At 45.6% G+C, this 23,962-nt stretch carries 22 protein-coding genes; 20 read left to right on the top strand and 2 right to left on the bottom strand.

Annotated elements, in window-relative coordinates; all coding sequences use genetic code 11:
• Positions 1–615 precede the first annotated feature (615 nt).
• The 18 genes from HCG48_RS19410 (at position 616) to HCG48_RS19330 (ending at position 21,366) form a co-directional block, all read left to right on the top strand.
• Entirely contained in the window at positions 616–1,830 is a 1,215-nt protein-coding gene (locus tag HCG48_RS19410; protein WP_168570632.1) for a glycosyltransferase, read from the top strand.
• Positions 1,831–2,372: 542 nt separating this feature from the next.
• On the top strand, positions 2,373–3,167 hold the full coding sequence (locus HCG48_RS19405) for a putative capsular polysaccharide synthesis family protein (RefSeq protein ID WP_210437088.1): 795 nt from the start codon (positions 2,373–2,375) through the stop codon (positions 3,165–3,167).
• A 31-nt stretch (positions 3,168–3,198) separates the two neighbouring features.
• On the top strand, positions 3,199–4,491 hold the full coding sequence (locus HCG48_RS19400; protein WP_168570630.1) for an oligosaccharide flippase family protein: 1,293 nt from the start codon (positions 3,199–3,201) through the stop codon (positions 4,489–4,491).
• Positions 4,484–5,431: a sulfotransferase family protein gene (locus tag HCG48_RS19395; protein ID WP_168570629.1), complete on the top strand. Its 948-nt coding sequence runs from the start codon at positions 4,484–4,486 to the stop codon at positions 5,429–5,431. Before HCG48_RS19400 ends, HCG48_RS19395 begins: the two co-directional genes overlap by 8 nt.
• 127 nt (positions 5,432–5,558) lie before the next feature.
• Positions 5,559–7,115 carry a hypothetical protein gene (locus HCG48_RS19390; protein WP_168570628.1) on the top strand — a complete coding sequence of 519 codons (1,557 nt, stop codon included), beginning with the start codon at positions 5,559–5,561 and terminating at the stop codon, positions 7,113–7,115.
• Positions 7,116–7,196: 81 nt separating this feature from the next.
• A complete protein-coding gene (locus tag HCG48_RS19385; protein WP_168570627.1) occupies positions 7,197–7,874 on the top strand; it encodes an SGNH/GDSL hydrolase family protein in 678 nt (225 codons plus the stop codon).
• A 22-nt stretch (positions 7,875–7,896) separates the two neighbouring features.
• The gene (locus tag HCG48_RS19380) at positions 7,897–9,174 is read left to right on the top strand and encodes a glycosyltransferase family 4 protein (protein ID WP_168570626.1); all 1,278 of its coding nucleotides are present in this window, start codon (positions 7,897–7,899) and stop codon (positions 9,172–9,174) included.
• On the top strand, positions 9,140–9,727 hold the full coding sequence (locus HCG48_RS19375; protein WP_168570625.1) for a sulfotransferase family protein: 588 nt from the start codon (positions 9,140–9,142) through the stop codon (positions 9,725–9,727). Before HCG48_RS19380 ends, HCG48_RS19375 begins: the two co-directional genes overlap by 35 nt.
• Positions 9,728–9,796: 69 nt before the next feature.
• A complete protein-coding gene (locus HCG48_RS19370) occupies positions 9,797–10,111 on the top strand; it encodes a sulfotransferase family protein (protein ID WP_168570624.1) in 315 nt (104 codons plus the stop codon).
• A 5-nt stretch (positions 10,112–10,116) separates the two neighbouring features.
• The gene (locus HCG48_RS19365) at positions 10,117–11,319 is read left to right on the top strand and encodes a glycosyltransferase (protein ID WP_168570623.1); all 1,203 of its coding nucleotides are present in this window, start codon (positions 10,117–10,119) and stop codon (positions 11,317–11,319) included.
• A gap of 30 nt (positions 11,320–11,349) precedes the next feature.
• Positions 11,350–12,003, top strand: coding sequence for a class I SAM-dependent methyltransferase (locus tag HCG48_RS19360; protein WP_168570622.1), 654 nt, complete (start codon positions 11,350–11,352; stop codon positions 12,001–12,003).
• A gap of 660 nt (positions 12,004–12,663) precedes the next feature.
• The gene (locus HCG48_RS19355) at positions 12,664–15,219 is read left to right on the top strand and encodes a DUF4347 domain-containing protein (protein WP_246260157.1); all 2,556 of its coding nucleotides are present in this window, start codon (positions 12,664–12,666) and stop codon (positions 15,217–15,219) included.
• A 150-nt stretch (positions 15,220–15,369) separates the two neighbouring features.
• On the top strand, positions 15,370–17,619 hold the full coding sequence (locus tag HCG48_RS19350) for a calcium-binding protein (protein WP_168570620.1): 2,250 nt from the start codon (positions 15,370–15,372) through the stop codon (positions 17,617–17,619).
• A 147-nt stretch (positions 17,620–17,766) separates the two neighbouring features.
• On the top strand, positions 17,767–18,372 hold the full coding sequence (locus tag HCG48_RS19345; RefSeq protein WP_168570619.1) for a WcaF family extracellular polysaccharide biosynthesis acetyltransferase: 606 nt from the start codon (positions 17,767–17,769) through the stop codon (positions 18,370–18,372).
• 281 nt (positions 18,373–18,653) lie between these two features.
• On the top strand, positions 18,654–19,919 hold the full coding sequence (locus tag HCG48_RS19340; RefSeq protein ID WP_210437087.1) for an RNA-guided endonuclease InsQ/TnpB family protein: 1,266 nt from the start codon (positions 18,654–18,656) through the stop codon (positions 19,917–19,919).
• A 161-nt stretch (positions 19,920–20,080) separates the two neighbouring features.
• A complete protein-coding gene (locus HCG48_RS26210) occupies positions 20,081–20,221 on the top strand; it encodes a helix-turn-helix domain-containing protein (RefSeq protein WP_246259639.1) in 141 nt (46 codons plus the stop codon).
• The gene (locus HCG48_RS19335) at positions 20,155–20,892 is read left to right on the top strand and encodes an RNA-guided endonuclease TnpB family protein (RefSeq protein WP_445974484.1); all 738 of its coding nucleotides are present in this window, start codon (positions 20,155–20,157) and stop codon (positions 20,890–20,892) included. Before HCG48_RS26210 ends, HCG48_RS19335 begins: the two co-directional genes overlap by 67 nt.
• Positions 20,893–20,955: 63 nt before the next feature.
• The gene (locus HCG48_RS19330) at positions 20,956–21,366 is read left to right on the top strand and encodes a hypothetical protein (protein WP_168570618.1); all 411 of its coding nucleotides are present in this window, start codon (positions 20,956–20,958) and stop codon (positions 21,364–21,366) included.
• Between the two features lie 215 nt (positions 21,367–21,581).
• Here the strand turns inward: HCG48_RS19330 and HCG48_RS19325 are convergent, their stop codons facing one another.
• Entirely contained in the window at positions 21,582–21,770 is a 189-nt protein-coding gene (locus HCG48_RS19325) for a hypothetical protein (RefSeq protein WP_168570617.1), read from the bottom strand.
• A gap of 409 nt (positions 21,771–22,179) precedes the next feature.
• On the opposite strand from HCG48_RS19325, the gene HCG48_RS19320 reads away from it, so the two are divergent.
• Positions 22,180–22,359 carry a hypothetical protein gene (locus tag HCG48_RS19320; RefSeq protein WP_168570616.1) on the top strand — a complete coding sequence of 60 codons (180 nt, stop codon included), beginning with the start codon at positions 22,180–22,182 and terminating at the stop codon, positions 22,357–22,359.
• Between the two features lie 229 nt (positions 22,360–22,588).
• Here the strand turns inward: HCG48_RS19320 and HCG48_RS19315 are convergent, their stop codons facing one another.
• A complete protein-coding gene (locus HCG48_RS19315) occupies positions 22,589–23,002 on the bottom strand; it encodes a peptide chain release factor 1 (RefSeq protein WP_168570615.1) in 414 nt (137 codons plus the stop codon).
• A gap of 277 nt (positions 23,003–23,279) precedes the next feature.
• Here HCG48_RS19315 and HCG48_RS19310 point away from each other — a divergent pair, with 277 nt between their 5' ends.
• Entirely contained in the window at positions 23,280–23,957 is a 678-nt protein-coding gene (locus tag HCG48_RS19310) for a response regulator (RefSeq protein WP_168571972.1), read from the top strand.
• The last annotated feature ends 5 nt before the right edge of the window (positions 23,958–23,962 follow it).

Below are 23,962 nucleotides of genomic sequence, written 5' to 3'. Positions count from 1 at the left end.
GGCAATTATAGTTCTGGATCGTATTATTGACATGATTCACTGGAATTTTTAGGCCATTCAGTTTAAAAATTTCATGCTTCATAAATCCTGTGTGTAGTTTCCGGATTGCAGATTAACTGCTCGTATATAATTTTATCGAAAAAAGTACCTAGTTGGAGTATGTTATTCAGTATCTGTTTGGCAAGCAAAACTTTATGGTTTTGATGGGTATGTCTCGGATAACAAACTTAGCATGTGCATTGTTGAAAATTTTTATAATATAAAGATTGAATTGAACTGGAAATTTAAAAATGGCAGGATAGCTCTAAATTAGAAAATTAGTTTGAATTTAAATGCGATCGTAAATATTGAAGAAAACAGATGTTAAATTAATAGCAAATCGTAATTAACAACATTCAAACACAAAAAAATAGGTGTCAGACTGATGGAAGAAGAGAATTAAAATTGTATTATCATAAAAATTTAGAGGAATTAAAGTGTAGCTATTCTGTATTATAAGATCCTATTTTAGAGTTGGTTTGTCGTGGTTGAAAGCTTACTGAATGTCGCAGCTATTTAGACTTGATTTGTCTCAATGAAGGATTCAATATTTCAATCTTATACCCTACTAAATCCATGGTAAAAATTTTAATGGTTGCCCCATACCTCGGCTCAGTTTATGGGGGGACTTATAAGGCTTTTATAGAATTAGTAAAAACAGTAAATAATTTTGAAAAAGTCACTGTCGATATAATCACGACAAATGCTAATGGATCCGGAAAATTAGATGTAATTTTAGAAGAATGGATTCATGAAAGCAATTATAAAATTAAATATTTTTCTTGTTTCCATAAATATGATTTTATTATTAGTTTTTCATTACTTAAATGGATCTTCCAGCATATCAATGAATACAAGTTAGTTCATACAAATACAGTATTCGCTCCGCAAATTTTATTCATTCACTGGATCTGTCAATTTGTTAAAATTCCTTACCTAGTGACACCTCATGGTATGCTGGAGCCTTGGGCTATGTCTTATAAAGCTTGGAAAAAAAAGCTGTATTATTTATTTTTTGAAAAGCCAGCTCTCAAAAAAGCAAGATTAATTCAGACTCTAGCAAGTTCTGAATCAAAACAACTCAATTTACTGGGGATCAAACACTCTATAGTTATACCCAATGGGATTCATAGACGAGAATTTGAGACACCGATAAAACCAGATGTTTTTTACCAACACTTTCCCAATACAATAAATAAAACGTTGATTTTATTCTTAGGTCGGATCGATCCTAAAAAAGGGCTAGACTTACTTGCCCCTGCATTTGCAAAAGCCCATAAACAGTTTCCTCAAACTCATTTAATCGTAGCTGGGCCAGACAGTATCGGATTTATGTCTAAAGCTCATAACTACTTTGCAAACTCAGGATGTCTGGATGCTGTCACCTTTACGGGTATGCTGACAGGTCAATTGAAATATGCTGCTTTGGCGGCAGCAAGTTTGTATGTTGCACCTTCATACTCGGAAGGTTTCAGTATGTCCGTATTAGAAGGTATGGCTTCAGGACTACCTTGCATTATTACGACAGGTTGCAATTTTCCGGAGGCTGCAACGGCTAAAGCGGCTCATGTTGTGGATATTAATACAGATGCTATAGCTGATGCTTTAATTGAGTGCTTAAGCGATCCTCCAAAAGCAAAAGAAATGGGAGATCGCGCTCGTGATTTTATTTTTGCAAACTATACCTGGGAACGAGCAGCTAAAAAACTCATCGACGTTTACCAAACTATTATTGAAGGAAAACCTTTACCAGAAGACTTAACTCAATCCAATGAAGTTTTTTCTCTTTAGTGAGATAGACAAGATTAGGTCGATTTGACCGGATCTACTCTCATCCTGCTACTACTCAGCATTATTACACTGAGGCTCAGACTTAGCTATTACCATCCATCTTACTACCAAGAGATCGCGACCCTTGGTCGAGAAATAGAAGACGAAGGATTCGCAATACCCAAATTCCTCACAAGCCAGAAAAATTCAGTTTTCCACTGGATAGCTACCCGTTCGATCGCTCCCTATTGCATTTTTAATATGATAGGAATTCTAGAGGAGTCAATCTGTATCTTGACTACCGTGCTGTGGATACTACGGATTTTTTTAGCTATTTTGTTTGTTCAAATGTCGAAAATTCAGCATTTTTAGGGAATGAGAGCCAACTTCAATTGGCTTGAATAGTGGGCGATCGCCAGAAAATAAACAATTGCTAATCTTGTCAGAACTATGACTAAATCCGGATTGTGCATAATTGAATAGAAAGATTGATTAGGTTTTGAGCGATCGCCTCTTCTAGAAGGTCGATCGCTCATCTTTTTGTCGAACAACTCAGGTTTTTTATGCTCGCTTATACGGGTTCCGAACAGCTTCAGGAATCGATCGATCGCTTTGTGTTTGAACGTCGGGTGAAGTGGGTCGTGCGCTTTAGCACGCCGATTTTAATTTGGACGATGGGGAAGGTGGGAACGACCTCGATCGCGCGATCGCTAACGAAGTCTATTCCTCAATTGGGGACAGTCTTTGCCGTTCATTTTATCGATGATGGAACCTATCGATCGCGGATTTTGCAGGAAAAACTTTTGCAACAAGATCGACCGATTAAAATTATCACGCTGGTGCGCGAACCGATCGCTAAAAATATTTCCTCTTTCTTTCAAAATTACCGACAGCATACCGGAAAACCTTTTGGTGCAGATCGGTTAAGTGTACCCGAACTGACCGATCTTTTTTTGAGGAGAAATTTTCATCACAATGTTTTGAATTGGTTCGATTACCAGATTTTTAATTATCTCGGTATTGATGTTTACCAAGTTCCTTTTCCACGCGATCGTGGGGTAGCTCGATTCCAGAAAGATAATTTTGATTTACTGATTTTAAAGTCAGAATTAAATAATACAGTTAAAGCTCGTTATCTTGCATCTTTTCTTAATTTAGATAGAGGGTTTAAAATTATTAATCACAATATTGGATCTCGGAAAATCTATGGAAAAACTTACGAGAGATTCAAGCAATTCGTAAAACTTCCAGAAAGCTATATCGAGGAAATGTGCGAATCTCGCTATTTTCAACATTTTTATTCGCCAACAGAAATTGCGAGGGTCCGCGATCGCTGGAGTCGTCAGTATAAAAATTAGGTAAATACGGTTGTTCGGTCTAAAGTTTAAATTGACATCTTATCGTTTTCAGATCCAAAGTTTAGCCGGAACCTTGGGTTTAAAAGTTATTTATCTGTTTCTATCTTTTGCAACAAATGTTTTACTGACACGCTATTTAAAAAGCAGCGAATATGGAAATTATGCTTACACGATCGCCTGGTTGGGATTACTCAATATTATCTCTGTTTTAGGATTGCCACTCATTATTGTGCGCGAAATTGCTATTTATCGAACGCGATCGCAGTGGGATTTCATTAGAGGATTTTTATTGCGGTTAAATCGCGTAGTTTTGCTGGTTTCTGTGGCATTAAGTAGCGTGGTGGCGATCGCAGCTTGGTATTTTGGGATGGTTGCGAATGAATCGATCTATTCTATCTTATCAATTGCCGCTATTTCTATTCCATTTACAGCATTAACAAGCCTCAGACAATCGGCAATGCAAGGATTAAGTCAAGTTGTTGCCGGACAACTTCCCGAGCTTTTAATTCGTCCGTTGCTTTTCACTATTTTTATTGTCATTTTAGGATCGTTATTTCCTACTCATTTCAGTGCTAAAAATGCAATAATTTTGCATGTCGTTTCTACGATATGTGCTTTTTTCTTTGGCTTTTTTTTGCTGATTCGTGTTCTTCCAAAATCGTCAAAAATCAAAGAGGTAGAATACGGATGGCGTGAATGGATATCTGGTGGTTTTCCTTTGACGATCGCCACTCTTATTAATTTTGTTCATTTGCGGATCGATACTTTAATGTTGGGTGGATTTTTAGGAATGCAATCGGTAGCTTTTTATGCCGTAGCGAGTCGCAGTGCGGAATTAGTTGCTTTACCACTCGCGATCGCGCGACCTTTATTGATGCCGATCTTTTCTAGTATATCTGCAAAACAAAATTACCAAAAACTGGAATCGGCGATCGCAAAAACAGCAATATTATTATTGTTATTATCTTTACCTATTGCTATTTTATTATTCTTTTTTGGTCGCTATTTTTTATTACTCTTCGGTACCGAGTTTCAAATCAGCTATACAGCATTATTAATTTTAACTGCGGGTCAATTGATGAATGCTTCTCTGGGATGGATGAGCCAAGTATCGATCGCCATAGAAAATGAAAGAACAATTGCGATTATTTATGGTTTTAGTAGTTTATGTAATGTATTTATGAATTTATTGCTCATTCCTCGATATGGGTTAGAAGGGGCGGCGATCGCCAATTCTAGTTCCTTGGTTCTCTCTCGTTGCTCGATCTTGTTTTCAGTTCGACGATTGATTCAAGCTAAATCTAGTTTAGAAAGCGATGAATAAAGATGTTTTAGAGTCAGATCGACCAATTTTTATTGTTGGAACTCCACGATCTGGAACGACTTTAATGCGATACTGTTTGAATCGGCATTCACGAATTTATATTCCGCCGGAAACATATTTTTTTGCGAGAATTTACGGCAATAGGAATTTAATCTTAGAGCAGGATATTTCTCGATATGCTGTTGATATTGTAGAACGGTTTTTAAATTATCGTTTTTCAGAACAATCTGACTACCATTTAAAAGAATATATTGAGTTTAAAAATGAATGGATCGACCAGTTATCTGAAGGAAATTATTCTTATCGAGATGTAGCAGAAATCTTCTTTACAAAAATCGTACAAAACCGAGGAAAAATGCGTTGGGGTGAAAAAACACCAAGTCATATTTTTTATATCGATTTTATTTTAGAATTATTTCCAAATGCAATTATCATTAATATGCAGCGAGACCCTAAAAATGCGATCGCCTCATACCTTTATTGCTCTCATTTACCGGATAATTTTTTCTTAGCCTGTGGTGTCTACGAACTCTCTACAATCTTTGCACGAAAATATTCCCATTGCCTTTATACGGTGCAATATGAAGAGTTAACACACTTTCCCGACAGAGTTCTAAGACATCTTTGCAAATATTTGGGAGAAGATTTTGAGATGCAAATGCTAAAACCGGGAATGCGTGATTCTTCTTATAGCAAAACAGCTATTGAAATTGATGAAGAAATAGGGATTATTCCGGATAAACCTGAAAAATGGAAAAAGTATTTAACTCAGCAGCAATCAGAATTTATTGATGTTTTATTGAATTCTAAACCTAAAGAGAATCAATGGGGTTACTGGTCTGATTGGATTAAAGTAAAAAGATGGCAGTTTCTATTTTTATGTCGCATTTATAAAAATAGATATGGATATGAAAATATTAAACATTGGTTTAAAGAATAAAAAAGTAAATGCAAGAAAAATATTACTTATCTTGATTTAATATCGGATAAAGAATCCTCCTAAATGTAACTTTAAAAGCATTTTCCTTTAAAAGCGAGAGTCTTGAGATCTAAATTATCTCTAAAAAATGGCTGTAAAAAATCAATCGTGGAATAGAAAAAATATTGTGGCTTCTTCATTCCAAAAAACGATTAAAAACCTTTTTGTTTTTTCAGAATCATTCTCAATTTTTCGATGGAGATGGTTAATTCTCAGTATTTTTCCGTTAGGTTGGTTGGGTGCCCTCGATTATTTTAAAGGAGCCAATAGATTAGAAAGTGAATTTACCGATTTAACGATTATTTCTTTTTTGGCTTCTATTTTAATTTTATGGAAATTACGTGGACGATTCCAATTAGAAGCTAATTTTTGGGTGATTTATTTACTTTTATCCATCGGTCATCACCTTCAACTATATGGGATGCTCTATTGGCATTCTCAAGGCAGTAAAACAATCAATATTTTTCCTTCTGCGTTATTTGATTGGCTCTTAAATCTAGAACATCCTATCGAACTTTATCAAATTTCGACATTTAGTTTAGTCGGTTTTGCTTGTGCAGTTGTTTGGTTAACTAAAACCCGATATTTTCGAGAAATGTATTATTTCAATATCGATCGCCAATCCATCGAAGCCTATCAATACTTTGAGAAAAAATGGCTTTTAATTTACTTATTAGCTTTGATTATTATTAGTGGTTCGCTAATTTTCCTGCAATTCGATCTCAAAATTGGTGCGCGAGTCGATCCTGTTTCTGGCTTTGGTGCAGCATCTCTTCCCTTTAAATTGGCAGGGATTATTAATATAAGTACGAAGCTGATAGTCCCTGCATTATTTTTAAACTTAATTTTTATTGCTAATTATGTTAAAAATACTTTTTGTTTCCACCTAGGATTAATGGCATATATTGTTTATTGTTCTGTTTTTACGATTATTACAACGAGTCGTGCATTTATTCCAGGAGCGATCGTTTTACTTTCAATTATTTGGAGTTTTTCCGGTTGCTTGACTACAGGAAGGCGCAATTTTTTAATTGCACTTACTCCTCTGTTCCCTCTGGTTTTTGGTATTGCAACGCGGTTGCGGTTTCTTAGAGAAGTCGGTCAAGTGGGACAAATTTATCTTATTCCTGAAGCTTTCAATCAAGTTATTTATAATAGCGAAGTATGGGATAGTTACCTTTACTTTCCTTTAACTCGAATTAATGGATTGACAACGTTATTTTATATTCAAGCTTATCAACCTCAATTTAACTTAGGAACAATTTATCATAAATTAACTGAGTTTGGCTTTAATATTAATTTAGTTTATAAACATGAAATATTGGGGATTACTGATTATGGATTTAGTGCATCTCCCGGACTGACTGGATGCTTGTATTTATTATCGGGTAGTGTATGGCTAGTTGCTATCGGTGTTTTTTTACATACAATTTTTTGGTTTTTACTTTACTATCAAGTTTTTAAAATGAATTTGTATACTAAACCAGTTGCTTTAGCAGAAATTCTTTTATTGTCAGCTTTTTTTACTAGCTCTGGCTCTTATCATTTAATACCTGTGTGTTTGCTGGGGATTGCCGTAACTACTTTATTGGGAGAAATTTTTATTAGATTTTTATTAAATATCCCTATATTACCATCAAGATAAATAAAAATCATGGGATTCGAGCTACTAAAAAATATAATAAAACCAGGTTTTAAAAAAATCAAAATAAATGTTTTTAATTGCTTGTCTTTATACGATCGCCGTCATATTTATGCCATTTGTCTTGGAGATAGTCATATCAAAATTTTCTCTAAGATCGATCGCGATCGCTCGATTCCGGGGATGTATTTTGAAACGATCGCCGTTCCCGGTGCAACAGCACGAGGTCTGCTCAATCCCAACTCACGGACTGACGCTTTACAAATTTTTAGAAGACGAATTGAAAGCGCAAAACCCTGGCAATATTTATTTTTTCAACTAGGAGAAGTCGATTGTGGGTTTTTGATTTGGTATTGCGCTCAAAAATACAAGATATCTATTAAAGATGCGCTGGAAACATCAATTTTAAACTACTGTAACTTTTTAGAATGGATTCGCGCTCGAAACTTTGACAATATTTACATTTTAAGCGTTCCCTTACCGACAATTCCAGATGGTGTTAACTGGGGGGAGGTTGCGAATGCTCGCCGAGAAGTAAAAGCATCGCAGTTAGAAAGAACAGCACTGACTTTAGAATATAACGATCGCCTCAAACAAGAATGCGAAAAGCGTGGATTTTGTTTTATCGATATTACTTCCGAACAACTCAATCCAGAAACTCAAATTATCGATACTCGCTTTGTCAATTCGGATATTTTAGACCATCATTTGAATCCGATCGCCTATTCAGTATCGATCGTTAAAATATTGAAAAACTTGTAATTGACTTAACACTACTTCTAGCGTGAAACTTTTATTCTTAATTCCATATGTTTTCGTTCCTCCCAGTTTAGGAAACCATAACTTAACTTTTAATCTACTTAAATATGTCAGCGATCGCGCCGAGTGCGATTTAGCCATCTTAATAGACAATGAAATCGATCGGGAAATTGTCGCCAAGCGAATCTTAAAAGAATTTCCCAATATTAATAATATATTTTTTTTTGAAAAGCCAAAGGCTTTAATTAGATTATTGTATCAAATTCAAGGCTGTTTTTGTGGGTTTCACCCGGCGATCGCCCGCTATAAAAGCACAAAATTAGCGCTTTGGTTGCGCAATTGCTGCACGATCGAGCAGTACGACGCCATCCATTTTGATTTATTTTATATGGCTCAGTATCGACAATATTGTCCTGCTATTCCTACGGTTTTAGTTGCTTCAGATGCATATTCTATGGCAGCGAACAGAATTCGATCGCAGACATCTCATTGGCAATTAGCTGTAAAATACTACATTAATGAACTGGTTTTAAAAAATTACGAACGTCGTATTTATTCTAATTTTGATTTAGTTGGTACTGTCTCGCCGATCGATACTCAATATTTGAGCAAGATTTTGCCAAATTCTACTATTAAAACGATTAAAATTGCGATTGCAAGCGAGTTTCTCGATCGCCCGATCGCCCGATCCAATACTCCTAAACTTTTATGTACCTTTACTGGAGGAAAACAAGTCGTGTGGGAGGCAGTCGGTCAATTTTTAGACGATTGTTATCGACGGATTAAGCCCGATCGCCCGCAAATCCAATTATTCTTGCTTGGGAGAAATATTCAAGCAGCCAAATGGCAAAAACTTTTAGGAAATCGATCCGATATTAGCCTCAGCGATCGTGTAGAAGATTATATGAGTTTCTTAAGCCAGGACTGGATTTACATTTACCCGCAAACAAATGGGTCGGGACTGAAAACGAAAGTACAACAAGCAATGGCAGTAGGTTTACCTGTGGTGGGTTCGCCGGAAGCCTTTGCAGGGTTGCCGATCCAACAGGGGAAAGAAGGCTTTATTTGTCACTCGCCAGAGGAATTTTATCGCTGTATCGATTGCCTTTTGAGCGATCGCGCGCTCCGCGAACAAATGGGTCGAGCTGCATCCGATTTTATTCGCAAAAACTTTTCTAGAGAAGTCGCTGGAGCGCAAATTTTAGAACTGTACCGGGAAACGATCGCCCGCTACTCCAGCACAAATTTAGAGAACAATAACGTCAATAATGAATCTTGCATTACCCCTTCTCGAAGCGATTAAACCATCAGCACGAGCGCTCAAATACTTTACCTTGCGATCGCTCGCCGAATGGAAAATACGTACCAATCGCGATCGCTCCCACTTTTTAAATCCCCTTCCGTTCGCATTTATTGTCAGTTGCGGACGGTCGGGGACGACGATTTTAGGGGATTTTTTAGGCTCTCATCCTCAAGTAAAATACCTTTACGAACCCTATTATTTATGGACGGCGATCGATCGCCAAATGGACGTCCATAATTTATTTGAACGGATTGAAGGACGCTTGTTAATGGACGATCGCCATGTTGGCGAAGGGAGTCGAGAGCGTTTCGATCGCCTGTTCCGAAGCCAATCGAAAGGCGATCGATCTCGCTTATTCGTCGAAAAAACGCCGCTCAATGCCTTGAGAATTGGATATTTAGAAGCGATCGCACCGGGAGCGAAATTCGTGCATTTAGTGCGCGACGGAGCGCAGGTTTGCCATTCGATCGCGCGGTTGGCGACGGAAAACGAGTATAAAATAGCCGGAAAACCCGCTTTAAATCAGTGGTGGGGGGTCGATGGTTCCAAATGAAAAGCCCTGCAACGCAATGGGATCGAGGCGGGATACTATCCCGAGGAAGCGATCGCACTCAATAGCGATTTGGAAAAAGCGGCTTACGAATGGTTGGTGACCTTGCACGAGATCGATCGCTGGCGCGAACCGTTAGGCGATCGCTTTTATGAATTAACTTATTCTCAATTTCTAGACAACCCACGATCGCATTTGCAGCAATTATGTACCTTTTTAGAATTAGACAGTCCGCGATCGTGGTTGGATGAGGCGGTGGCTCGGATTCGATCGCCAAAAACTCCACAACAATTGCATTTGAAGTTACCCCCCGCCATGACAACGGCGTTTGACGACTATCAAAAACGCTATCAGTTTGCCAATTTAGCTGAGGTAAAAACTGAGTAATTTTTATGAAAATTTTAATGGTCGTTCCGGCGATCGCTGCGATCTATGGCGGACCGTCTCAGGTCGTGCTTCAGTTAGCGCGATCGCTCGGTCGTCTTGGCATCGAGGTCGATATTGTTACAACTTCTGCGAACGGTAACAGTCATTTAGATGTACCCTTATATCGCTGGATCGATCGCGATTTTTATCGAATTCAGTATTTCGATTTTTGGAATTTTGGCGATTATCGATATATCAGTTTTAAATTGACTCAATGGTTGTGGTATCGCGTTAGAGCTTACGATATCGTCCATACTCATGCATTATTTTGCTATCCGTCCCTACCCGCTCATTGGGCTTGCCAGCAGCATAATGTCCCTTATGTAATGACTCCACACGGGATGCTAGAACCGTGGGCTATGGCTTATAAATATTGGAAAAAGTGGTTATTTTTTAAAGGGTTAGAACAGCCCGCGATCGATCGCGCGGCGGCGGTTCAGGCGTTATGCGAGAGTGAAGCGGATCGGGCGCGATCGATCGCGCCGAAAACCCCGGCGATCGTGATTCCTAGCGGGATCGATCGCGCGGATTTCGATCGCCTTCCCGACCCCGAACGATTTTACCGGGTGTTTCCCGAAACTCGCCATAAAACCTTAATCCTGTTCTTAGGTCGCCTCCATCCAAAAAAAGGATTGGATTTACTCGCCTCTGCCCTGCCTCAAATCCGTGCGGAATTACCGCAAATACACGTGGTTGTCGCCGGACCGGATAGCATCGGTTATTTACCAAAAATCAAGAGCTTTTTTAAGAAAGTAGGGGCTTTAGATGCGGTAACGTTTACAGGAATGCTGCAAGGTGAGTTAAAGTATGCGGCGCTGGCGGCGACAGATCTGTACATTTCTCCTTCCTATTCCGAGGGATTTAGTCTGTCGGTGTTGGAAGGGATGGCGTCGGGATTGCCCTGTGTCATTACAAAAGGGTGTCATTTTCCTGAAGCGGCGAGCGATCGCGCGGTTTGGGAAATCAATCCGGATCCGGTGGAAATTGCCGAAGCGACGATCGCGCTGTTGAAAGACCGCCGATTGGCCCGTGAAATGGGCGATCGCGCGCGCCAATTGATCTTTGCGGAATACACGTGGGAACGAATCGCCGATCGCCTGCGATCGCTATATCTTACCCTCGGCGATCGCGATCGATTATCCAGATCTGTACGACAACTTATTCTCTAAGCTAGAAAATTATAGACTCTACCATCACTCATGACTTCTTCACCCTTAGATTACGAATTTCCCTACAAAGACGATCGCCTTAAGGAGACCCATTTTTATTTGATGAAACCGTTCTTATCTTTACTGGGAGATCCCGTCAGTCAGGAAGGAAAACCGCTCCGAATCCTCGATCTCGGCTGTGGAAATGGCAGTTTTAGTCATTGGTTAGCGGAGTACGGTTATTGCGTGGTTGGAGTTGAAGAATCTAGCCAAGGAGTGGCGATCGCCCGTCGTAGTTTTCCCGATTGTTCTTTCTTTCAAGGAAGTATTTACGATTTACCTTACGAAGAAATTGGGGATTCGTTCGATCGCGTGATTGCGGTTGAAGTGATCGAGCATCTTTTCTACCCGAAAGAATTAGTCAAAGTGGCGAAACGATGTCTGAAACCGAACGGGAAGCTAATTCTAACGACACCCTATCACGGATATTTAAAAAACCTGGCACTGTCCCTCTCAGGGCGCATGGACGCTCATTTTCACGTCGATCGCGATGGCGGTCATATCAAATTTTTCTCGGTTCAAACCCTTAGCGAGTTGCTGCGATCGCACGGTTATACCGATCTTGAGTTTGCTTTTGCGGGAAGATTACCTTATTTATGGAAATCGATGTTATGTGCTTGCCGTCCGGCGGGCGATCTCGGCTAATTTTTCTCTAATCACATCGTTAAACTTCCGCTTAAAAACTTTTGCAGACATCCAAGATCGCCTTGGATGTTTTATTCTATTTAGGAATAGTTTTTTAAGATCCCTTGATACGATCTATCTTTTTTAAAGATCGTGTAAAAACGAGTTATTACCCTAGTTTTAATATTAAGAAATCGGTGAAAATACGGAAATTTTAAAATATTTTGTTTTTAAAATCGGGAACTTGATTCTTGAAATGGAGTCTCAGTAATTAGCAATGCTGAAGTAAGACTTGGAAAAAATATCGAGTTTCTTCAGTTAGTCTATTCATTGTAATTCACCTCTCTTTTGGCGGCAGACAAGTAAGTAAGACAGGATTTTAGCTGGCTTTTAGCCAGCTTTTTTTGTGACTCAAAAACTCCCATCGAAAATACACGGATATTGAATTTCAGTGCGTTTACGGATGACGATCGCGGATTAGAAAGGAAAGAATAAGGTATAGAAATCACTCGAAACATCCGATGAAGGCGATCGGAAAGAGTTAATGAATCGATAATTCTCGTTCTGATGGCTGAGTGATTCTGCCCTTTTTTAATTCATCTACCGAGTTAGTAATTCGTCTCCAGAGGTGCTTCTACCAAGCCTCGACAGGCAAGTTTCGCCGATGGAGAAGTGAAAGTAATGGCTCGCGAAAGGACTCTTGTTGTTATCGATCCGGCTGTTGAAAATTATCAAGATTTACTGGCGGGAATTGACCCCGAAGCCCGAGCCGTCGTTCTCGATTCGGAACGGGATGGAATCGCACAAATTAGCGAAATTCTCGTTCGCGAAAGCGAAGTTTCGGCCCTTCATATCGTCGCTCACGGCGAAGTCGGTCGGGTTCGTTTGGGCAATTCCGAACTCACTCACGCCACCTTAGAAAACTACGGCGCGCAATTACAGCAGTGGGCTGACGCTTTGAGCGATCGCGCCGACCTTCTCTTTTACGGTTGCAACTTAGCCGCCGGGGAAACGGGAAGCGCCTTTCTCCAGGAGTTGGCGAAGCTGACGGGGGCGGACATTGCAGCGTCGGACGATGTCACCGGGAGCTTATTTCGAGGGGGCGACTGGGAGTTAGAAGTCAATACGGGCAGTATTGAAGCGCGATCGCCATTTGCGGCAGAATTGATGGCGCGATATCCCGGGTTGCTGGCCCTACCGACGGCGCCGACCAACAATTTAGACGTTTCCGGGGCGACCTACATCGGCGGAAGCGGGGACGACTTCGCTAATGCGGTGGATATTTCGCCGACCGGGGGTATCGTCGTCCTCGGGGGCGACTGGCCCGGTCACGATCCCGGGGGAACCTCGACAGACTTACTCGGCGGCGGGACGGGGGCGATCGTCCGTTACGATAGCGCCACGAATGCGGTGCTATCGACCACCCGGGTGCCGAGTTCTGTCAAAGATTTGGAAATCAATTCGACGACCGGGGAAATCGCGATCGCCGGAGATTTCGGGGTCGCAGTACTCAGTCCGGACGCCCGTACCGTCGTTTGGAGTGCCAATCCCGGCGCCGTGGAACGGGTGGCGATCGACGACAGTGGAACCGTGGCGGCGTTGCGCGATGTCGGCGGCGGAACCGACGAGATCCGGGTCTACAACAGCAGTGGCGCGGCGATCGGCAGTTGGAATACGGGCAGTTCGAGTCGCCATTTCAACGACGTGGCGATTACGGCCCAAAATGGCGGGACGGTAGTGGTCACGGGCTATCACCAGAAAAGCAGTCAATTGCAAGTGGCGTTCAATCAGGCGTTGTCTTATGACGGGTCGGCGGTGAAATGGACGGGCTACGATTTCTCGGCGTCCGCCATCCAGTCGGCGAATAAAATGGCCGATACCCGAGGCATTCGGGTGGCGATCGGTCGCGACGGTCAGCTTTACATCGCCCATAAGGTTAATGGCGGTACGGGATCGTCAATTTTCTCCCGCGATCCCCTGAATTTGTCGGCGTCGGCGGCGGCGAATACGGTGCAAACCGACAGTTACAATACCCCGAATAATGTCGGTTCGGTGGATATGACCTGGTACGGTCGTTACGATTTGGCCAGTGGGGGGTTGCTGAAAGGTCAGTCGTTGCTGACGCGCTTGAGTAGCGGTTCGGGGAATAGTTTGCGGCGCAACTCGATCGCGGCGGACGAGCAAGGGAATGTTTATATTGCCGGGGATGCATCCTACGCGATCGCCAACCGCGACGGACAGCAACTCGCCGGAGAGGCGATCGGACCTTATGCCGGAGACGGTCACGTACTGATCGTCAAAAACGATTTTAGCGAGCGCTTGGTCTGGACCCCGTTTCCCGGCGGTTCGGGGAAAGCCTTTAATGTCAGAAACGGGATTGCCGCCGCCGCACTGACGGTCAATTCCACGAACGCTCAAGTCACTCACAATGCCTTGCAAACCACGTCCGGCGGCGGTCAAGATGGCTACTTAGCGGTGATTGGCGGCAATAGCGCCCCCGTACCCACCGTAGAGCCGGATAATAGCGATTCCCTCAACGGGACGTTTGGCGAGGATTCTTTAATCGGGGGCAGTGCGGACCAGACGATCGTCGCTCACAAAGGTAACGACTATCTCGATGGCGGCGACGGCAATGACGTGCTTTACGGTCATGGCGATAACGATACCCTGTTCGGGGGCGGCGGTCACGACAGCCTTTATGCCGGGTGGCACGATGACATGCTGTACGGCGGCACGGGCAACGATACGCTTTATGCCGATGGCGGCAATGACTGGCTCGAAGGGAACGAGGGAGAGGATAGATTGTTCGGCCAAACGGGGAGCGATCGCCTCGTCGGCGGCGCCGGGAATGACAGTGTTTACGGCGGTACGGGGAATGACACCCTCAGTGGCGTCGATCCGGACAACCCGACCCCCGGCGCGGCAGAAGTAGACCTCTTGCGCGGCGATGGGGGTAGCGATACCTTCGTCCTCGGCGATGGGATGCGCGTCTATTACGACGATCGCGCCCTCTCGACTCCAGGAACGGTCAATCTCGCCATTTTGGCCGATTTCAACAAACTCGAAGACCGAATTCAACTGCACGGATCGGCGGCAAGTTACCAACTGGCGGACGTGACCACGGGAACGGGAATTTATTACACCACAGGGCAAACCGCTCCCGAATTAATTGCGATCGCCCGCAACGTCAGCAGTACTGAATTGAACTTGAACGAGAGTTATTTCACTTACGTGTAATCCCGTTTCAATCGAACTCGGCGATCGGGTCTCGACATCACCCAGTTTTTCAAACAACAGAATCTATTGAGGAGAGTTTTACACAATTCATCCTCGATTTCGATTCGCCTAAAAACCTTCATTTACCTAGTCAATTACGGAGACAGAATCATGGCAATTTTAACCGTTACCACCACCGCAGACAACGGCACCGGGTCTTTGCGCGAAGCCCTCCAACTCGCTCAAAGTGGCGATACCATTCAATTCGATTCCTCCCTCGCCAACAGCCAAATCACCTTGACAAGCGGCCAACTGGAAATTTGGTACAAAGACCTGACCATTGACGGCACCAATGCCCCTAACTTAACCCTAAGCGGCAACAATCAAAGTCGTGTTTTGTGGATGGAAGGCGTCGGCAATAGTTTGGCGGTCAAAAACTTGACCATTGCCGACGGTAAAATTACCGGAACTGAAAAAGACGGTTCTGGGGGTGGACTTCGCATGGGACAGCAAAGTCACTTAACCCTCGAAAATGTCGTCTTTCAAAATAACTCCGCTACGGGTTACGGTGGCGGCGCGCTCTTTAACAACTATCGCAGTACCGCCGTTATCAAAAATAGCAAGTTTGAAGGAAACGACGCTTCCCAAGCCAATAGCGAACACGGTGGCGGCGCGATCTTGATGTGGAGTGAAGGCGACCTAACCATTGAAAATAGTGAATTTTCTAATAATAGAGGTGCAAGCGGCGGCGCGATTAATAACTTATTAAGTAACCTCACCATCGACAACTCCCGCTTTATCAATAACGATTCTACTGCGGGGGCTTCCGGTGCGGGAGGATATGGCGGAGCGATCTACACCGATGGTGCCAGCGCCAATTATCTCGCCGATTCGGGCACGATCGCCATCCGAAACAGTCATTTTGAAGGCAACAAAGGAGCCGGACAAGGTGGAGCCTTATTCCTCTACGTTTACGGCGAGGATCGCGTTGTCGTCGAAGACAGTCAAATCATCAACAACGAAGTCGTTAAAAACTCTGTCGGCCATGCTTACGGTGGCGGTATCCGGCAAGGTAACGGTCAATTTAGTCTACGCAATACCACGATCGCCAATAACCGCGCCCATTCTCAAGGCGGAGGCTTGTGGATTGGCGAGCAAGCGCCTAGCGAAATTGTTAACAGTACCTTTTCGGGGAATACGGCTGCCGACGACACCAATCAAGAAGGTTTGGGCGGTGCCATTACCTTTAACAATACGGATACCTCGGCAAGCAGCATCGTCAATACCACGATCGCCTACAACCACGCCGCAGGACATGGCGGTGCCGTTTGGGCCGGAAATCAACCGATTACCACCACCAATTCGATTTACGCTTACAATAGCGCGGGCAATCCCTGGGATATCAGACAGCATACGGGTCGCGAGTTAATCGACGGCGGCAACAACATCCAATATCCCCCCAAAAATCCCAGCAATCCCGACGATGCCAACATCACCGCCAATGTCACCCTCGTCGATCCCCAACTCGGCGCCTTGCAAGAACTCAACGGCGCCCTCGTCCATCCCTTGCTCGCAGGCTCTCCGGCGATCGATGCCGGAAGCAGCGTTACGGGATTGACCGCAGACCAACTCGGCGTGGCGCGCTCCGACGGCCAAATCGATATCGGCTCGTTTGAATTTGTCGGTCCGACCATCACCCCGGACAACAGCGACTCGTTGAGCGGAACCTTCGGCGACGATTCTCTATTCGGCGGATCCGCCGACCAAAGAATTATCGCCCACAAGGGGAACGACTATATTGATGGGGGCGAGGGCAATGACCTGATTTACGGTCACGCCGACAATGACACCCTCTTCGGTTCCGGCGGCAGCGACAGCCTTTATGGCGGCTGGCACGAGGATATGCTCTTCGGTGGCTCGGGTAACGATCTCGTCTACGCAGACCAAGGCAATGACATCATCGAAGGCAATGACGGCGATGACGAGTTGTTCGGTCAACCGGGAGACGATCGCCTCACCGGAGGGACGGGGAATGATAACCTCTACGGCGGCTTGGGTAACGATGTCCTCAATGGGGTCGATCCCAATGCGGCGGCTCCCGGTGCGAACGAACAAGATCTCTTGAGTGGCGGCGGTAATAGCGATACCTTCGTCCTCGGCGATGCGACTCGCGTCTATTACGACGATCGCGACCCCTCTACCGACGGCAGCGCCGATCTCGCTACGATCGCCGATTTCAACAAACTCGAAGACCGCATCCAACTCCACGGGTCGGCAGCGAGCTACCAACTCGCTGAGGTGACCACCGGAACCGGAATTTACTACACTTCCGGCCAAACTTCTCCGGAACTCGTGGCCGTCGTCCGCGATGTCCCCAGTAGCGAACTCAATCTCAATGACAGTTACTTCACCTACGTTTGAGCGTTGAGTTGACCCCTCGAACGAACCCGATCGCGATCGGGTTCGTTCCCTTTTTTTCGAGGTCGGTTCCGGCGAAAACATCCGGTTCACCCCCGACGGCGATCGAGAAATAACTCAGATTGAATCGGTCTCTACCCTCATTTCCCCATGCGCCTCGATTTATATACGACCCAAAACTATACCCCCGGCGCTCCGTTATGGAAGCAATTGTGCTGGTATTTCATCGGCTCTCGTTTGGTTTCTAGCTCCTGGCTACCCTTTTCTGGGTTCAAAGTTTGGGTCTTGCGCTGTTTTGGCGCCGAAATTGGCTGTAGCGTCCGCATCAAACCCGGCGTTCGCATCAAATTTCCCTGGCGCTTGACCGTCGGCGATTGGGTTTGGATCGGCGAACGGACCTGGATTGACAATCTCGCTCCCGTTACTCTCGAAAGTCACGTCTGTTTGTCTCAATCGGTCTATCTGTGTACCGGAAACCACGACTGGTCCGACCCCCGCTTTACCCTCCAACTCGGCGAAATTTATATCGAACGCGGCGCCTGGATCGCAGCGCGCGCCACTGTCGGACCGGGGGTGCGCGTCGGTCGCGAAGCGGTCTTGACTTTAGGGAGTGTGGCGGCGCGATCGCTCGCTCCCCAAACGGTCTATAGCGGTCATCCGGCGCAAGCGGTCAAAACTCGCCTTTTACACTCCCTCGACCCTTCTCCCGACGACTGGCCTAGCGAACGCTCTCAAAATAATCCTCAAATGATTTAACTCGTCTGCGTTCGCTGCCCTGTTTTCGAGTGGGGCGATCGGTTAAAAAATAATAACAAACGCACTGACGAGCATAAATTCTTGTCGGATCGACTCTGCCAATTTTAACTTTTGAGGGGTTCGGGGAGCTATAAGTCCCGCGCTGTATGCGAAGCATCAGCATCGGGATCCATGGACTCCCCTTGAAAAGTCTCATCCCCACCCTGCGGGAAGGGTCAAGCCCTACGATGGGGATGAGACCAGCATTTATCAGCAGCTATAGTCTGTAGTAAATTATAGTCATGCTGACCATGAACTATACCTACCGAATCGATCCAAATGTCGTACAGCAGACTGAACTGTTGGAGTGGATGGAGACGTGCAGAGGCGTATATAACTACGCGTTGCGCGAACTCAAAGACTGGATTGCTTCGCGTAAGTGTCAGGTAGACCGATGCTCGTTGGAAAAGGAATACATCATTCCCGCCGATGAGCCATTCCCGTCTTACCACCGTCAGCAGAACAACCTGCCCAAAGCAAAGAAGCAATTCCCGCATCTGGGTAAGGTACATTCTCAGGTGTTGCAGACCACAATTCGCAGACTGCACGATACCTGGGAAGCCTTTAAGAAACGGGGACATGGATTCCCGCGTTTCAAAAAGTTCGGTCAATTCAAATCCTTTGTGTTTCCCCAATTCAAGCACAATCCCATCAATGGCTTCACAATCAAATTGCCAAAGATCGGGGAAGTACCCATTAACCTGCATCGCCCTATTCCTAACGGGTTCAAGGTGAAACAGGTGCGGGTATTGTCCAGGGTGCGAGGAACACAATGGTATGTTGTCGTCACCCTTGAATCGGATATATCGGTTCCCGATGTCCCGGTTCATGGTCGGGCGATCGGGATTGACCTGGGATTGGAACGATTCTTGACCGCTTCCGATCGCTCTTTCCAAGAACGCCCTAAGTTTTTCAAGTCGATGCAACGCAAGCTAAAATTGCTGCAACGCAGAGCAGCACGAAAACAGAAGGGTTCTCAAAATTGGGAGAAGGCGCAAATCGAAGTGGCTAGAATGCACCATCGCATTGCCAATCGTCGTAAAGATTTCCATCTGAAAACGGCTCATCAGCTTTGCGATCGGGCGCAAACTATCTTTGCAGAAGATCTCAACGTCAAAGGCTTGACGCGAGGGATGTTGCGAACAGATTGTGTTGATGCTGCCTTCGGACAATTCCTGTCTCTGACAGAATGGGTGTGCTGGAAGCGAGGAGTCTACTTTGCTAAAGTCAATCCCAACGGCACCAGTCAAACCTGTCCATCCTGCCTTGCTACAGTGAGCAAAGGGTTGGAAGTCAGAGAGCATCATTGTCCTGAGTGTGGGTATCGGACTCATCGTGACCATGCTGCAGCCGAGATGGTTTTGCATCGTGGACAAGAAAACGTAGTATCCCAGGGACTCTGGGGAACGGAAACCGCCTGTCAAGTCGGTCTGTCGGGGGTCTATGACCTAGATAAGTGGCGCGGGGCAGGAATACCCAATCGTGAGGCTGGGAAGCCCGTGCTGTAATCTTTGATTCAGCGTCGGGAGGATGTCACCAACAATGTTGCGAAATTCCCCTTCCTCCCTCGATCGCGAAGGAGATGGATAGCAACCTACCAACCAACTGAGCGACAGCGAATCCTCAATAAGATCTGTTATCCTGTTATCAGCAATAACCCAACTTGATAATGTACAAGGCATACAAGTATCGCATATATCCTACCGAGGAGCAGAAACTGTCCTTAGCCAAAGCTTTTGGATCCTGTCGTTGGTATTGGAATTTTGCGCTAAACCTATGTCAAAAGTTGACGGGAAAGCCATTGGTATAGATGTTGGGCTAAACCATTTTGCCATTACTAGCAATGGGTCAAAATACAATCATCCCCGCCATGTTGCTAAACACGAGGGCAATCTCAAACGAAAACAACAAAACCTATCCCGCAAGCAAAAAGGGAGTCAGAATCGAATCAAAGCTAAACAGAAGTTAGCTAAGGTTCATAGCAAGATTACCCGATGCCGTGAAGATTTTCTGCACGAGCTATCGAGCAAGATAGTCAACGAAAACCAAGTGATTGCTGTGGAAAATATCAATGTTAAAGGGATGGTGGGTAATCACAACCTCGCTAAAGCGATTAGTGATGTAGGTTGGGGAATGTTCACCACGATGTTGAAATATAAAGCAGAGTGGGAAGGGAAAACCTCTGTTGAGGTTGACCGTTTTTTTGTCTCCTCTAAAACCTGTCACGGTTGCCTCAATCGAGTGGATAGTCTGCCGTTAGATATTCGTCAATGGACTTGTCAATATTGCGGTAGCCATCATGACCGCGACATCAATGCGGCAAAATGCATCAAAAATGAAGCCTTGCGGATCTTGTCGTTGGGAACCAGCGATACTGCTTGTGGAGGGAATGTAAGACAACCTGGCAAAACTTCGGTTTTGTTAGATGCTGTTCCCGTTGAATCAGGAAGCCCCATCTTCGCCAATGGCAGGGTGGGTTAGTTCACCCCGTTTCGGATACCCGTGTCTTGTATAGCTCACTGTAGGATTGTTCCCCCAATCACAATGAAAAAACCTGAAATTGTAAGTATCAGAAAATCTACGGAAACACCTAAAGAAACTAACCCGACTGAGGAAGAGCTTCGGGAACGGTCGGAAGCTGGCGAACAACCTCAAGATTCCTCGGAGGCGGATCGATCTAGCTCCGATACTTCCAAACCGGAAAGCAAACCCAAGCCGAAACCGAAGATCGTCGCGCCTTTGCCGGAATTGGAAGCTGTCAATAACAGCGAGGGAGAAACTTTTGAGGTCGGCGATAACATCGTCGTTCGTAACTGGAACGGACAGCCGATTGTGGTGACGATCTCGAAATTATATTCGGATCCGGAAGGCCAACAAAGTTATGCCGCTTATTCTCACGAGGAAATTAAAGGAGGCTTTACTAAAGCCGAAAAACTGGTGCGAGCCAGTCAATAATAAATGTTTTCCTGGTTTTAAAAGCGGTTTTTTGATCTTCCGCCAGTTCGTCCCGTCGGTTTTCTCTTGTTAAGCGTTCGCTTCTGCTCTTATTTCAAAATAAAATAGAACGGCCCGGAATCCCTCGGTTCCGGGCTGTTCTATTGGTTTCTATTAGTGAATTTTCTCCGTTCTAGATCGATCCATCGGCTCGGCACGATCGCCCCTCAAAGTTATCAATCTTGCTCGTTTGCTTCCGATTGCTCTTCCGGGGAATCTGGGGTTTTTCTCTGACTCGGAGGCAATAATCCCGCAAACATCCAGGTGTAGTAAACGGCAAATGTTTTACCCAAGTCACGGGATAATTCTTGCCAAGGATCTGACGAATTATTCGGCTTTTCTCTGCTGGGTTGTTCGGGATGCATCCTCTCGCCTCCTTACTCGCACGATCGGCAAAAGTCGGGCTAATTTTTGATGATTTCTTGCCTTCTATTGTCGCCTTTTCTCGGGCCGATCGCCCGCGATCGATCTCAACTCGAAGGGCGATCGAAATCTTTCTTTTGAGCGATCTCAAACACTAATTTCCAGTGACTTCGTGCAGGCGATCGCTCCAGGGTTCTGTCATGACAAACCCCTCGACCGAGACTCGGCGGCTCGAATCGCTGAAAGTTGCTCAAAATCGCCGTTCTACTGGGATGGGGTGGGGGTGACGGCGATCGCACCCTCCCTGCTTGGAGATCTCAGCTATTCCGTGCGCTTTATCACAAAAATTAGGGGAAACCGTGGCTAAGATTGAAATATAGCAAAAATCCTCAATCAAAGAGGGCAAAAAAAATGTCCACTACACTTTTAAAAAAACCGGAAACTTCTGTTAGTCAAGCTCAACTCCGTCGCGACGACCCGTTGTTCGCTCTCATCGATCGCGCCAAAGCCAGAAAACCCCATCCCTTGAGTGCTCATTGGGAACGGGCTCGTGACGGTTCTCTGGTTTGTCAGTGGGATCTCGAACCCTGAATGCGTCCTAGCAAATCCCTATCCCGTCTCTAACCTCCCCAACCCTCGGGAGGTTTTGTGACGCCCCCATCCCAGAGGCGATCGCCGCTTCGCCCTAAATTGTAAAGACTTGTTAACCTAGTGGGGGGTCAAACCCCCTACTAGGTTATCGTAGATCTCAGTAGATGCACCCTGATGGCTTCCCGTTCGATGCGAGCGGGATTTTTTTTCTCTGTTTCGAGAATAGCATTTAGCGCCAATACGGTCGTCCCTTCCAAAAGACGCCGAGGCTAATACCGATTAAAGACAGGCGAGACAAGCTCAGCAAGAGCGAGGGTAAAGGTAACAGCGATTTCACGCCTACGCCGAGCAGCAGACAAAACACCAAAGCCCAAAGAGTAGAACGATTGAAGAAAGAAGGGGCATAGCACTGCTCGCCGAGGAGTACGCCAAAGGCGCCGAAACCGACGGCCACACTCAGGGCGATCGCCAGTCCCAAAGGCGGTGCAAACAACAACTCCAAACTGTGCCTGAAACTCGCCGACACCGCCGCCACCCAAAAGAGGGTAAAATCGAGGGCGGCGAGGGCCACGGTCGCGACGGCAGCCACTTGTAACAGAGATCGCCACGGTAACTGTTTCAAAGACTGGAACGGACTGCTCATCTCAAAACCCCTCGGTTAAATTTTCCCTATTTTATCGGGGGCGATCGCACGGCGACGACTCAGGAGGATCGCGCCGTTGAAATCCGTCCAAAGTCGCCCGGACGAACAGTACAGAAGCCTCGACGATCGCCGTCCTATCCCCAGGGGGAGGATCGCGCTCCCCCGAACGCCAATGTTTTAATAGGGGACGAGACGAGGGTGCCCCCAGCAGATCCCGAGAGGCACCTGTAAAATGACGGTAAACCGCGCTCCCATCCGCTCGCGATCGCTCCTAGCCATGACCTCTGAAATTGCTGAATCCTTAAATTCTGCCCCGACCTCCGAACCGCTCAAACTCCTGATTGTCGAAGACGATCCGATGATGCAACTGGGGTTGGAGCAAGCCTTATCCACCTACCCCCACCTCGAAATCGTCGGCCAAGCCGAAGACGGCTTTCTCGGCGTCGCCGCCGCCCGTCAACTGCAGCCCGATCTCGTCGTCATGGATATCGGACTGCCCCGCTTGGATGGCATTGCCGCCACCCAACAAATCAAAGAAGAACTGCCCGAAGTGCGGGTAGTGATGCTGACCTCTCACACCACCGAAAACGAAATTATCGCAGCCCTGTCCAGTGGGGCCGATGCCTACTGTATCAAAGGGGCCAGCGTCGATCGCCTCGTCGCCGCGATCGCCGCCGCCTCTGAAGGCGCCACCTATCTCGATCCCCAAATTGCCCGCCTGGTGATCGACCACCTCAAACCCCCCGCCACCCCGAGTAATATCGGTCAACTCTCCCAACGAGAACTCGAAGTCCTCAAACTGATGGTCGAAGGCTACAGCAACCCCGAAATCGCCGCCGCCCTCTACCTCAGTCCCAACACGATTAAAACCCACGTGCGCGGCATCATGAACAAACTCGCCGTAGACGATCGCGTCCAAGCCGCCGTGGTTGCCTTGCGCTCCGGCTTAGTCTGAGCGAC

Origin of the sequence: Oxynema aestuarii AP17 (assembly GCF_012295525.1) — a bacterium.
Lineage (GTDB): Bacteria > Cyanobacteriota > Cyanobacteriia > Cyanobacteriales > Laspinemataceae > Oxynema > Oxynema aestuarii.
The sequence above is the reverse complement of the archived record's forward strand: the minus strand, read 5'-3'. Positions and strand labels throughout refer to the sequence as shown.